This is a genomic window from Vibrio sp. WZ-1 (genome assembly GCF_052037695.1).
Lineage (GTDB): Bacteria > Pseudomonadota > Gammaproteobacteria > Enterobacterales > Vibrionaceae > Vibrio.
In genome coordinates this window covers 12,214-25,042 of sequence record NZ_JBQEQR010000066.1, presented here as the reverse complement: position 1 = coordinate 25,042, position 12,829 = coordinate 12,214, and the positions used below count along the sequence as shown (strand labels likewise).

11 protein-coding genes are annotated in these 12,829 nt (G+C 36.7%); all 11 read left to right on the top strand.

Translation table 11 applies throughout. From position 1 onward, the window contains the following. The first annotated feature begins 69 nt into the window (after window positions 1-69). The 11 genes from ACTS60_RS08325 to ACTS60_RS08275 all read left to right on the top strand — a co-directional run bounded on the left by ACTS60_RS08325 (window position 70) and on the right by ACTS60_RS08275 (window position 12,820). Window positions 70-1,305 carry an oligosaccharide flippase family protein gene (locus tag ACTS60_RS08325; protein ID WP_440887863.1) on the top strand — a complete coding sequence of 412 codons (1,236 nt, stop codon included), beginning with the start codon at window positions 70-72 and terminating at the stop codon, window positions 1,303-1,305. After that, window positions 1,293-2,444, top strand: coding sequence for a glycosyltransferase (locus ACTS60_RS08320; RefSeq protein ID WP_440887862.1), 1,152 nt, complete (start codon window positions 1,293-1,295; stop codon window positions 2,442-2,444). The genes ACTS60_RS08325 and ACTS60_RS08320 overlap by 13 nt, the downstream gene beginning before the upstream one ends. Before the next feature lie 14 nt (window positions 2,445-2,458). Next, entirely contained in the window at window positions 2,459-3,463 is a 1,005-nt protein-coding gene (locus ACTS60_RS08315; protein ID WP_069508747.1) for a GDP-mannose 4,6-dehydratase, read from the top strand. 10 nt (window positions 3,464-3,473) lie between these two features. Beyond that, window positions 3,474-4,559 (top strand): glycosyltransferase family 4 protein, encoded by a 1,086-nt coding sequence (locus tag ACTS60_RS08310; protein ID WP_440887861.1) that lies wholly within the window; start codon window positions 3,474-3,476, stop codon window positions 4,557-4,559. A gap of 16 nt (window positions 4,560-4,575) precedes the next feature. Next, a complete protein-coding gene (gmd, locus tag ACTS60_RS08305; RefSeq protein WP_069508743.1) occupies window positions 4,576-5,694 on the top strand; it encodes a GDP-mannose 4,6-dehydratase in 1,119 nt (372 codons plus the stop codon). Window positions 5,695-5,782: 88 nt separating this feature from the next. Then, entirely contained in the window at window positions 5,783-6,742 is a 960-nt protein-coding gene (gene fcl / locus ACTS60_RS08300; protein WP_440887860.1) for a GDP-L-fucose synthase, read from the top strand. 238 nt (window positions 6,743-6,980) lie between these two features. Beyond that, window positions 6,981-8,423: a mannose-1-phosphate guanylyltransferase/mannose-6-phosphate isomerase gene (locus tag ACTS60_RS08295; RefSeq protein WP_031845824.1), complete on the top strand. Its 1,443-nt coding sequence runs from the start codon at window positions 6,981-6,983 to the stop codon at window positions 8,421-8,423. Window positions 8,424-8,445: 22 nt separating this feature from the next. Beyond that, window positions 8,446-9,873, top strand: coding sequence for a phosphomannomutase (locus ACTS60_RS08290; RefSeq protein ID WP_440887859.1), 1,428 nt, complete (start codon window positions 8,446-8,448; stop codon window positions 9,871-9,873). Between the two features lie 83 nt (window positions 9,874-9,956). Next, window positions 9,957-11,147 carry a mannose-6-phosphate isomerase, class I gene (manA, locus tag ACTS60_RS08285; RefSeq protein WP_025586892.1) on the top strand — a complete coding sequence of 397 codons (1,191 nt, stop codon included), beginning with the start codon at window positions 9,957-9,959 and terminating at the stop codon, window positions 11,145-11,147. A 6-nt stretch (window positions 11,148-11,153) separates the two neighbouring features. Then, window positions 11,154-11,915 (top strand): glycosyltransferase family 2 protein, encoded by a 762-nt coding sequence (locus ACTS60_RS08280; RefSeq protein WP_440887858.1) that lies wholly within the window; start codon window positions 11,154-11,156, stop codon window positions 11,913-11,915. Window positions 11,916-11,917: 2 nt separating this feature from the next. Continuing rightward, on the top strand, window positions 11,918-12,820 hold the full coding sequence (locus tag ACTS60_RS08275; protein WP_440887857.1) for an NAD-dependent epimerase/dehydratase family protein: 903 nt from the start codon (window positions 11,918-11,920) through the stop codon (window positions 12,818-12,820). Window positions 12,821-12,829 lie beyond the last annotated feature (9 nt).

The following is a 12,829-nucleotide window of genomic DNA, read 5'->3' as shown; positions in this document are numbered from 1 at the left end:
ACTTTTTATAATTTTTTCCTTGTTTTAAGTTTTATACTAGTTTCATTTAATATTTGAAAATTAGCCAATATGGAAAGAATTAATAGAAATTTTAAATATTTGACAATTCTAAATTTATGTACATTAGGGATACCGTTAATAACATACCCTTTAATGACCAATACTATTGGATTAGAAAGGTTTGGTAATATAATTTACGTTCAATCAATTGTTGCGTATTTTATTGTTTTTGTTGGGCTTGGGTTCAACTTATCTATCACAAAAAGAATTTCAAATATCGACAGCAAAGATGAGATAAATAGAATTTTTTGGAACGTGATTTATATAAAGTTTTTACAGGCCATTGTCTTAAGTATTCCATTTATCATTATATGTTACTATCTAAACCTTGACCTTGTATTATGTTCCTTGCTTTATCTTACTGTATTTGCAGATGTTTTTTTTCCTGTTTGGTATTATCAAGGTATCCAAGAGATGAAATCAATCACGGTAGTTAATGTTATATACCGTGTGCTATCTTTGGTTTTGGTTGTTGCATTTATTAATGAGGAAAATGGGATCATTATCTATGCATTAGTTTTTGGTGTTACTCCATTGCTCGTTAACTTAATCAATTTGTTCTATATAAGCAAAAGAAATAGAATTTCTTTATGTTCGTTTGACTTCAGTTTTTGTCAATTACTATTTATTGAGACGCTTCCTATTTTTTGGGGGTCTATAACATCAATTATTAAAGATAGAACAAATATATTATTAATCGGTGCGTTTGTTGGGAAGTCAGAAGTTGTAATTTATGACTTTATAATAAAGATTATATCTCTTTTGTCTGTTTTCTTTTCTAATTTAACAAATGCTCAGTTTCCGGAGATAGCTAAAAACAAATCTTCGAGATTGTTTAAAAAATATTTAAGATTGATAGTCTTAACTTCTTTTGTTATTTATTCCGGAAGCGTTGCTGTTTTATACTGTTTTTCAGAAGAGATAGTTTTATTAGTTTTTGGTTCTCGAGATCATTTTAGCTTATTTGCTTTTTTGTCTGTCATTTTGTTTTTGTTAATCCCGTTGCGTAGCATTAGTTATCAGATAGGTTTGGGTGTTTTAATTTCTAATGGTTATTCAAGAGATTATTCAAACAATCTTATGCTTTCGGCATCATTATATGTTCTATTTTCAGTGTTGTTATATTTTTTAGAACAAATGAATGTATATACAATATGTTTGAATTTAGTAATAACAGTTATTTTAGAATTGCTTCATAGATTATGGATCTGTAGGAGGCGAGGAGTATTATATTGGATAATTTAGGAAAGGTTTTATTTGACCTAAGTGCTACTCAGAGTTCAAATGAATCCCCTGTACACGGCGGTGGTGAATACGCAAAATACGTATTTAAAGCTGCAATGAAATATAAGTCGAGATTGATCTGTTTTTATCTAAATGATAGAAAGTTAGATGATGAAATTTATAATTTATGTAAGCAAGAGAAGATCGAATTATTACCTATTTCTGATAAGAACGAAGTGACGAAAATTATAGAGAGAAGTGATATCGTTGCCTTTTATTCGGCGCTCCCTTATGACTTTGCGAATGTTGACCTACATAATAAAAGGTTTATCGGTACAGTTCATGGTTTGAGAGGCGTCGAATTCCCAACTGACAAGTTTGAGTATGTTTATAGGATTGGTAATTTAAATAAACTAAAATCACGTATAAATAGATTAATTAAAAGAAAGTCAAAACGAAGAGAGTTGGCAAAGAAATCTTTTGCAAAATTATTTGAAAAGGAAAATTTTGAAATAATAACTGATTCGATACATTCTAAATACAGTTTTATTTCATTTTTCCCGAACTTAAAAGTTGAACAAATATCGGTTTATCGATGTCCATACGAATTTGACACTCAGTTTAAACAACAAAATAAATCTCGTGACTATTTTCTTTTGGTAAGTTCAAATCGATGGATAAAAAACAACTTTAGAGCGATTTTGGCGTTGGATGAAGTGTTTAGCGAGCAAGATATAGACAAGAAAGTTATAGTTCTTGGTTCCAATGGTGTAGATTTTGCTAAGTATATCAAAAATAAAGAACGATTTATATTCAAGGATTATGTGAGCGAAAAGGAATTAAACACACATTTTTCTGAAGCGTTTGCATTTATTTATCCTACTTTGAACGAAGGTTATGGTTATCCACCAATAAAAGCGATGGAGTATCAAACACCTGTAATTGCATCCGCAATCACAAGCGTCACTGAGGTTTGTGAAGATGCTGCTTTATACTTCAACCCTCTTTCTGTTAGTGAGATGAAAACTAGGATTTTAACTATTTTAAATCAACCAGATATAAAGAAACGTTTAGTATCAAATGGTGATAAAGTTGTTGCTAAATTAAAAGATAGTAATGAAACTCAGTTATCCGATATCGTTGAACATATATTTAAATAAAAGTGAGATTTAATATGCCTGTAGCAATTGTTACTGGAGCTTTTGGTCAGGACGGAACTTATTTATGCGACTTACTGCTCTCCAAAGGTTATAAAGTTTATGGAATAGCAAATAATTGTACTCCTAAAAACGAATTACATGAGTCTTTCATAGCAAATCCTAACTTTTCAATTTTGCAATATGATATAGGAAATTACGATGACGTACTTAAACTAATTAAGGTAACATCACCTGATGAGATATATAACTTTGCAGCTTACAGCTTTGTAGCTGATTCTGATGATAATTCTTTTCTTCTTCATAAGATTACTGCTTCCGCTCCCGTTAACTTTGCTGAAGCTATTAGGTGTGTTGACAAAAGAATAAAGTTTTTTCAAGCATCTAGCTCTGAGGTTTTTGGGGGTTCTAATGTTTCACCCCAAAAAGAAAGTACAATGCACGCACCTAGAAATTCTTATGGTATAGCTAAAAGCTATGCTCATAAGATGCTTGAGCAATATAGAGAGCATTACGACTTGTTTATAGTGATTGGGATTCTATATAATCATGAGTCTCCTTTGCGAGACAAAAAATTTGTAACGAGAAAGATAACTTCAACTATAGCTAATATAGCAAAAGGTGAGCAAGTCGTTTTGGAGTTAGGTAATTTAAATGCGGTACGAGACTGGGGGTACGCCAAAGAATATGTTCAAGGTTTTTGGCGATCTATGCAGCTCAAAAAAAGTGAAACTTTCATTTTTTCTACTGGGATTAAAAGTACCGTAAGGGAGTTTGTTTCTTCCTCTTTTGCTTCGATTGATATTAATATTCATTGGAAAGGGTGTGGCACTGAGGAAGTAGGATGTGATGATGACGGTAATGTTTTAGTTACAGTTAATGATATTTTTTATCGGGAAAATGAGAAAGTTTTATTAATCGGTGACGCATCTAAGGCAAGTGATTTGATTGATTGGAAGGCTGAGGTTGAATTGTCTCAATTATGTAATTTAATGGTTCAAAACGATTTAGATAAGAAATGAGAGTACATAAATGAATAACCTTATTTTTTATGGTGAATTGCCTGGTGAGGTAAATCATGGCATAAGTATTTCTAACGCAATCAATCTTGAACTTCTTTCGGAAGAATATAATATAATAAAAATTGAAGAAATTGTTCTTTTCTCTAAAGGTCCTGTGAATTATTTATTTCATAGGATAATTAGTATAATTCTTATTTTCTTCAAAATTGTTAATTGCAAAATAAAAAATAAAAATGCTAGTAAGTTTTATGCCGTCCTTCCTACTTCTAATTTAGGTGCTATAAAAACACTACTTCTTGTCTTTTTAGTACGGCTTTTTTATTGGAAAATAGAAGTGATATTACATGTTCATCGAGGTGATTTTATAAGTTTTAGAAATTCTTCTAATCTCTCTTTTATATTGATTAAGCTTATCTTTCTATGGACGGATAAAATTATCTGTCTATCATCTGATTTGAGAGTTTATATTGAAAATAATTTTTCTAAACAAGCTTTTTCACTCGAAAACTGTCTTTCTAAAGAAATTCCTTTTTGTGATGCCAAAAAATATGACAATAGATTGAGAATTCTATACTTTTCGAATATAACACAAGAAAAGGGAATTTTTACTCTTTTGGAAGCGATAGAAAATATTTCAGACTCTAAAAATAACTTAGACGTTGAAATGAGTGTTTTTGGTAGTTTTGCAAATGAAAAAGTTAAGAATAAATATGAAATAGTCACAAGGCCTTTAAAGTATATAAAATATAAAGGGGTGATTAATGGGGATGAAAAGTACAATATCTATAAAGAGCATGATGTTTTCATTTTACCGTCTTTTAATGAAGGTCAACCAATATCAATAATCGAGGCAATGAGCGTCGGAACACCTATTATATCGACAGATGTTGGCTATGTTAAGGATATGTTTTGGAGTGAATATCCTTACATTTTTGATGCAGGAGATGTTAAAAAATTAGAAAACTTGGTTCTTAATTTATCTCGGCTTAAAGCATCAGAACGAAGTTCTTTAAGTCAAAGACTACATTTTCATTTCTTAGAAAAATTCTCAAAAGAAAAGCACAAGCAAAATTTGCTTAAAATTTTTAGTTGTTAAATAACAGGAAATTGTCATGCCTAACAATTCAAAAGTCGCATTTATATCAGGTATTACTGGTCAAGATGGTTCTTACTTAGCTGAACTTCTAGTTGAAAAAGGTTATGAAGTTCACGGTCTTATTCGTCGTGCGTCATCATATAACACAGAACGTATCGATGCATTAGTAAACAACGGTGCCAGTGTTAAATTGCATTACGGTGATCTAACGGATTCTTCAAACTTAACTCGTTTGGTTAAAGAAATTCAACCTGATGAAATCTACAACTTAGGTGCTATGTCACATGTGGCGGTTTCTTTTGAGTCTCCGGAATATGTTGCTGATGTAGATGGAATGGGTACTCTTCGCCTTCTTGAAGCGATCCGTATCAACGGTTTGGAAAAGAAAACTCGCTTTTATCAAGCCTCAACTTCAGAGCTATATGGCGAAGTTCGCGAAATTCCTCAGCGTGAGACAACTCCTTTTTATCCACGATCTCCATACGCTGTAGCTAAAATGTACGCGTACTGGATTGTAGTTAACTATCGTGAGTCATACGGCATGTATGCATGTAATGGCATTTTGTTTAACCATGAGTCTCCGCGCCGTGGTGAAACTTTTGTAACTCGCAAGATTACTCGTGCTATTGCTAACATCTCTCAAGGTCTGGAATCTTGTCTAGAACTTGGTAACATGGATGCGTTGCGTGACTGGGGGCATGCTAAAGATTATGTTCGAATGCAATGGATGATGCTTCAACAAGAGCAGGCTGAAGATTTTGTTATTGCTACTGGTAAGCAGATCTCTGTGCGCGAGTTTGTTCGTTTGTCAGCGAAGGAAGCGGGGATCGAACTTGAATTTTCCGGCGAGGGTATTGATGAAATCGCTACTGCTATTGCTGTTGACGCAGAAAAAGCACCAAAAGTGAATGTTGGTGATGTTGTTGTAAAAGTAAACCCTCGATTCTTCCGTCCAGCAGAAGTAGAGACATTACTTGGTGACCCAAGTAAAGCGAAAGCTAAACTTGGCTGGACTCCAGAGATCACTGTAGAAGAAATGTGTGCGGAGATGGTTACGTCTGATATCGACAAGGCAAAACAACACGCACTTCTAAAAGAGCACGGTTTTGACGTTGCGATCTCTCTAGAAAGCTAATTAATCAAATCAGTAAAGCTGATTGGTTTATATTGCAGAGCTCCTCATTTCGGGCTCTGCTTTTTCTGTTTATATTATCGGTATTAGTATGAAAAGAGTATTTGTAGCTGGTCACAAAGGTATGGTTGGGTCCGCTATTGTTCGTCAACTATCTAAAGACAGTTCCGTAGAAATTATTACCAAAGATCGTCAAGAGCTCGACTTGTTAGATTCACGGGCTGTCGAGAGTTTTTTTTCCACTCACAGCATTGATCAAGTTTACCTTGCGGCAGCTAAAGTTGGAGGGATTGTTGCCAACAACACTTACCCTGCCGAGTTTATTTATCAAAATTTGACGATTCAAAACAATATTATTCACTCTGCCCATCTACATGGTGTTCAAAATTTACTATTCTTGGGATCGTCTTGCATCTATCCAAAATTTGCTCCACAGCCCATGTGCGAAGACTCTCTATTAACTGGTGTATTAGAGGAGACTAATGAACCTTATGCGATTGCTAAGATTGCAGGTATCAAAATGTGCGAGTCTTATAACCGTCAATACGGGCGTAATTATCGTTCAGTAATGCCAACCAATTTATATGGTGAAAATGACAATTTTCACCCTCAGAATTCTCACGTTATTCCTGCATTATTACGTCGTTTCCATGAGGCGAAGCTGAAAGGTGATGATACTGTTGTTGCTTGGGGGACTGGGGAGCCAATGAGAGAGTTTTTGCATGTAGACGACATGGCTGCCGCTTCTATTTATGTGATGAATTTAGACCAGGATATATATCAAAAGAATACAGAAGATATGCTCAGTCATATCAATGTCGGTACTGGTAAAGATTGTACTATTCGTGAATTAGTTGAGACGGTCGCTAAAGTCGTAGGGTTTGAGGGTACCATAGAATTTGATGTAACCAAGCCTGACGGAACTCCTCGTAAATTGATGGACGTGTCGCGCCTCAAAAGACTTGGATGGGTTGCTGAAACAAATTTAGAATTAGGTTTAACATTGACTTACAAATGGTTCCTTGAAAACCAAGATAATTTACGAAATTAAGTCCACAATATCTACTTAGATAATCGACTACTCATTATTATTTAAAATGATAATTACTACTATTTGTTTTAAATGGCTGAAATGGTCGATTGTTTCGGATTTTTTCTTTGACGAATTTTTTGAGGTTTTATAATCGATTCGCTAATGTTCTAAAAATATAAGCTTATAAATTGTTATAATTTAAACCTTAAAATTGAGTGATACTCTCATCATATTCTCACTTAACAACGAGTTGACTATGCTTATTCCTGTAATTATGGCCGGCGGCTCTGGCAGTCGTTTATGGCCACTATCTCGTTCAAAATATCCTAAACAGTTCCTTGCAGTAACTGGTGAACAAACCATGCTTCAACAAACGTTGAGCCGCATGGGTGGTCTAGAACACAATGCGCCGTTTGTGATCTGCAATGAAGAACATCGATTCCTAGTTGCTGAACAGCTTCGCCGTATTAATGGCAATCATAGCGGAATACTCTTAGAGCCAGTAGGGCGTAATACTGCTCCCGCTATCGCTTTAGCAGCAAAATTTGCCCTATCTGAAAATCAAACTTCAGGTGAAGATGCTTTGATGTTAGTTCTTGCTGCTGATCATGTGATTAAAGATACTCAATCTTTCCATCAATCGGTGCAAGCTGCTATTCCGTACGCACAACGTGGTGATATGGTCACTTTCGGTATCAAAGCGAATGCACCAGAAACAGGTTATGGCTACATTAAAACCGGTGCTACGGTTACTGCTGCGGATGAGAGTCGAGGCTTTAGTGTTGATAGCTTTGTTGAAAAGCCGGATCTCGAAACCGCAAAGCAATATCTAGAGGATGGTAGCTACTTGTGGAACAGTGGTATGTTTTTATTCAAAGCATCTACTTATCTTGAAGAGTTAGCAAAGTTCCGACCAGATATCTTGAAAGCATGTGAAAGTGCTTACGATAGTCATTTTGACGATCTAGATTTTATTCGCATGTCATCCGAACTATTCTCACAAATCCCAGACGAATCAATAGATTTTGCCGTAATGGAAAAAACAGAAAAAGCTGTTGTTGTTCCAATGGACGCAAATTGGAGTGATGTTGGTTCTTGGTCTGCACTCTGGGATGTGAATGATAAAGATGAACAAGGCAATGCAACTCGCGGTGATGTGTTAACTGAGCAGACTCAGAATAGTTATATTTATTCACAAGATAAACTCGTTGCTACCGTTGGCATTGAAAATCTTATCGTTGTAGAGACGAAAGATGCAGTGCTAGTTGCGGATAAAGACAAGGTTCAAGATGTAAAGTCGATTGTTCATCAACTAAAACAACAAAACCGAGCAGAGTGTCAGCAGCATCAAGAAGTATATCGCCCATGGGGTTCTCATGAGACGGTATCTGAAGGTGAGCGTTACCATGTGAAACAAGTGTTAGTTAAGCCAAAAGAGAAGACAGCTCTTCAGATGCACCACCATCGAGCTGAGCATTGGGTTGTCGTGTCAGGTACGGCTAAAGTGACAAAAGGTGATGATACTTTCCTTCTTACTGAAAATCAGTCAACTTATATTCCAGTAGGGACTCCGCACTCCGTAGAAAACCCAGGACAAGTGCCTTTGGAGCTTATTGAAGTTCGTTCTGGATCGTACTTAGAAGAAGATGATATTGTTCGCTTTGATGAGCAAGCATCTAAGTTTGGCGGCGACTACTAACTACTTATTGAGATAGGAAATTATGGTAACAAAATTAATCAGTAGTGAAGTGCTTGGTGCTTCAGGCGTTCAATTTGGTACTAGTGGCGCGCGAGGACTCGTTACTCAGTTTACATCGGACGTCTGTGCTGCATTTACTCACGCATTTGTGGCATCAATGCGTCGCAATTTTACTTTCAATCAAATGGCTGTGGCTATTGACAACCGCCCTAGCAGCCCAGCTATGGCAAAAGCAGTCATTCAAGCGCTTACCGATGCAGGTATTGACGCTGTTTACTATGGTGTTGTACCCACTCCCGCTCTAGCTTTTACCGCAATGCAAGACAATATGCCTTGTATCATGGTGACTGGGTCTCATATCCCATTTGACCGCAATGGAATTAAGTTCTATCGTCCAGATGGAGAGATTACTAAAGCAGATGAAGAAGCAATCTTAACCGAGAAGGTAGACTTTAGTGCTATCAATGACCTGCCTGAGTTAACGATTAATTTCCGTGCGGCAGAGCTTTACCGAGCACGTTATACCGATTTGTTTGATGCAGATTTACTGGCAGGGAAGCGTGTTGGTATATATGAGCATTCAAGTGCCGGGAGAGATATTTACCAAGGACTTTTTGAATCGCTTGGGGCTGAAGTTATATCATTGGAGCGTACTGACGAATTTGTTCCAATTGACACTGAAGCCGTTGCTGAATCTGATAAGGAAAAAGCACGCATTTGGTCGAAGAAATATAATTTGGATTTTATATTTTCGACTGATGGAGACGGTGATCGTCCTTTAGTTGCTGATGAGAGCGGCGAATGGTTGAGAGGTGATATCTTAGGCTTACTTTGTTCGCAAGCGCTTCAAGTCGATGCATTAGCAGTTCCTGTTAGTTGCAATACTATTATTGCTGAATCCCCTGAATTTAAAGCCGTATCTAAAACACGAATTGGCTCGCCTTATGTTATCGCTGAATTTTCCGAATTAGCCAAAACTTATAAAAGAATTGCAGGGTTTGAAGCTAACGGAGGATATTTGCTCGGGAGTAACGTTTTGGTGAATGGGAAATCTCTAAAAGCACTGCCAACCCGAGATGCTGTTTTACCTGCGCTTATGCTGCTCTCTTTAGCGAAAACATCATCAATCAAAAGCTTGGTAAGCAATCTCCCACAGCGCTTTACGCATAGTGACCGTATTCAAAACTTTGCAACTGAAAAAAGTTTATCGATATTGGAAAGTGGTCGTCAAAACACTAAACAGCTATTAGATTCTCTAGGGTTGTCAGAGGTTAATGCTGTTAGTATTGATAATACTGACGGATTAAGATTAGAGCTATCTAACTCTACAATCATCCATTTACGTCCGTCTGGTAATGCTCCTGAACTTCGTTGTTATGCGGAAGCTGAACGAATGGAAGATGCTATTGCTTTGGTGGATAAAGTGTTAGGAAATATCAGATTAGTTTAGTTTTTGAGCACTTAATATTTATAGGTAACCAATAATGGAGCTATGCGCTAAAGCATAGCTCTATCTTTCTGAGCGTCAGTTTTATGATTTACACTTTAAATAACCCAGTAAAGAACTTTCCTTGGGGAAGTCGTACTGCGATTCGAGACTACTTTGGTATCGATAATTCAAATTTAGAGCACCAAGCTGAAATATGGATGGGAGCTCATCCCTCCGCTAGCTCCAGTGTTTCTCAAGCTGGTGTTGATATCTCTTTATGCGATGTTATTGCCAGTAACCCAGACTATTGGCTAGGGAAGGAAACCAAGGAGAATTTCTCATCGCTTCCTTTTCTTATGAAAGTTCTAGCAGCAGAAGAGCCGCTATCGATACAAGTTCACCCATCGAAAAAAGCTGCCGAATTAGGCTTTGCTAAAGAGAATGAGCAAGGGATACCTCTAGATGCAGCAAATCGCAATTATAAGGATGCTAATCACAAGCCTGAGCTTGTTTATGCTCTCACTCCTTATTTAGCTATGAATGGTTTTCGAGAGTTTAGAGAGATTGTTACAAACTTTGATGCTATTGGCCTTCCAGTGCTAGAAGATCTTTTTCAGCCTTTTAAACAAGATCCTAACCCACGAACTCTTGCTGAGTTTTTTGCTGCTATTCTTGCGCTAGAGGGGGAACTTAAAGCGCAGGCAATTAGCCAGCTTCTTAACTCGTTAAAAATGATAGATAAAGACCATTTTGCATACCAAGCTTCATTGCTTATCTCTCGCTTTTCTCATCTTTACCCTGAAGACGTTGGCTTGTTTGCTCCGTTGTTTTTAAATGTTATTGAGTTACAACCAGGCGAGGCTATGTTCTTGTATGCTGAAACCCCTCATGCCTATATCCATGGATTAGGTGTGGAAGTCATGGCTAACTCTGATAATGTTTTGAGAGCAGGTTTAACGCCTAAACATATTGATGTTGAAGAGTTAGTAAAAAATACACAGTTTAAGCCTATTGCTTTTGAAAACTTGATTTTGAAACCAACTGATAATCAAATGGATCGAGAGATTTACCCTGTACCTGTTAAAGATTTTAAATTTGATGTATTGAATCCTCAGAACTCAATTTCTTTAACAACATCCTCACCAGAGATACTGTTGTGCTTATCGAATCAAGTGACGCTTATTACAGGTATGGAGAGTAGGGTGTTGTGCAAAGGGGAATCTGTAGTTCTTCCTGCATCGTTAGGTGAATATTGCATTTCAGGAAAAGGTTCTATCGCAAGAGCTTATTGTTAGGTGGCTATGAAAGTTTCGATTATTACCGTTTGCTATAATTCTTCAGCAACAATAGAAGATACGATTAAATCCGTTAAATCTCAGACATATAAAGACATCGAGTATATCATTATCGATGGTGGTTCCACAGACAACACTAACCAAATTATCAATAACTATTCAGAATGTGTTGATTTACATATCAGTGAAAGTGATGAGGGGCTGTATGATGCGATGAATAAGGGAATAGGAATGGCGACAGGCGATGTTGTTGGGATCCTTAACTCCGATGATTTTTTTTGTACTGAACATAGTGTCGCGGATCTAATATCTGGATTTGTTTCTGACGATATCGATGGTGTTTATTCTGATCTAGTTTACGTACAAGAAAAAGATACTTCTAAAGTAACTCGTCTCTACAGTTCAAAGGTATATAAGCAGTCACTTATAAAGTTCGGTTTGATGCTGCCGCACCCAACTTTCTATGTTAAGCGTAGTGTCTATGAGAAATGTGGATTATATAAAACGGATTATAGAGTCGCTGCAGATTTTGAGCTAATTGCGCGTTGCGTATCTAAAGGTACTAAACTCAACCGAGTACCCAAAATAACTGTAAAGATGCGTGAAGGAGGGATTAGCTCAAGCGGCTTGTTGTGGAGAGTCCATCAAAATGCCGAAATAGTACGAGCGTGTCGAGATAATGGTATTTATACAAACATAGCGATGGTTGCGTTGAAACTACCCTACAAAATATTCACGTTATTAACTAGAAAATTTGTGAGTGTTTAGTTATGACTATATTGGTTACGGGAGCAACAGGTTTTGTTGGTCAAAACCTTACTCAATTAAATCAAAACTTTCGTTGTGTTATTCGTGCGGGTGAACATCATTCCTTTGCTGATAGTTATACGGTTTCGACGATAGATGCATCGACGGATTGGAGTAACTGTTTTGAGGGTGTTGATGCCATTATTCATTTAGCTGGGCTAGCACACAATAAATCATATACGGATGCTGAATATCGAGCTGTAAATACCGATGGTACACTAAGGTTAGCTTTAAAAGCTGCTGAGGCTGGTGTTAAGCGCTTTGTTTTTGTCAGCTCAATTGGTGTGAATGGGACTAACTCTTACGATAGTGCTTTTTTACCTAGTGACGTAGCTGACCCTCACAACTCTTATGCACAATCAAAGCATGAGGCGGAATTAGGGCTTTGGGATATATCTAAACAAACAGGGTTAAAAGTCGTGGTCGTTCGACCAACGTTGGTCTATGGTCCTAATGCTCCTGGTAATTTTGGTATGCTTACGAAGCTAGTCAATAGTATCCCCTTTCTGCCATTTGGCTTAGCTAATAATCGTAGAGACTTCATATCAGTCGGTAATCTGGTTGATCTCTTAATTGTGTGTGCCAAACACAAAAATGCACCCGGAAATATATTTTTAGCAAGTGAGAGCAATACAATCTCGACAAGAGATTTTGTTAACGCTATTGCAGCTGGGCAAGATAGAAAAGTGTTTCAAATCCCAATCCCAGTTAGTTTTATGCGTCTTGCGGGTCTCGTGATTGGAAAGTCAGCAATGATTGAACAATTGTTCGGAAATTTAGAGGTCGATTCCTCTAATCTGAAAGATATATTAAATTGGACACCTCCATATTCTATGAAGGATTCCATGGCCATGTTACGTAAATAGGAACTAGAT

What these genes read in the sequence shown, in the direction of transcription:
- ACTS60_RS08325 (WP_440887863.1), top strand. Translation starts at nt 70, where the DNA reads ATGGAAAGAATTAATAGAAATTTTAAATATTTGACAATTCTAAATTTA.
- ACTS60_RS08315 (WP_069508747.1), top strand. Translation starts at nt 2,459, where the DNA reads ATGCCTGTAGCAATTGTTACTGGAGCTTTTGGTCAGGACGGAACTTAT.
- ACTS60_RS08310 (WP_440887861.1), top strand. Translation starts at nt 3,474, where the DNA reads ATGAATAACCTTATTTTTTATGGTGAATTGCCTGGTGAGGTAAATCAT.
- gmd (WP_069508743.1), top strand. Translation starts at nt 4,576, where the DNA reads ATGCCTAACAATTCAAAAGTCGCATTTATATCAGGTATTACTGGTCAA.
- fcl (WP_440887860.1), top strand. Translation starts at nt 5,783, where the DNA reads ATGAAAAGAGTATTTGTAGCTGGTCACAAAGGTATGGTTGGGTCCGCT.
- ACTS60_RS08295 (WP_031845824.1), top strand. Translation starts at nt 6,981, where the DNA reads ATGCTTATTCCTGTAATTATGGCCGGCGGCTCTGGCAGTCGTTTATGG.
- ACTS60_RS08290 (WP_440887859.1), top strand. Translation starts at nt 8,446, where the DNA reads ATGGTAACAAAATTAATCAGTAGTGAAGTGCTTGGTGCTTCAGGCGTT.
- manA (WP_025586892.1), top strand. Translation starts at nt 9,957, where the DNA reads ATGATTTACACTTTAAATAACCCAGTAAAGAACTTTCCTTGGGGAAGT.
- ACTS60_RS08280 (WP_440887858.1), top strand. Translation starts at nt 11,154, where the DNA reads ATGAAAGTTTCGATTATTACCGTTTGCTATAATTCTTCAGCAACAATA.
- ACTS60_RS08275 (WP_440887857.1), top strand. Translation starts at nt 11,918, where the DNA reads ATGACTATATTGGTTACGGGAGCAACAGGTTTTGTTGGTCAAAACCTT.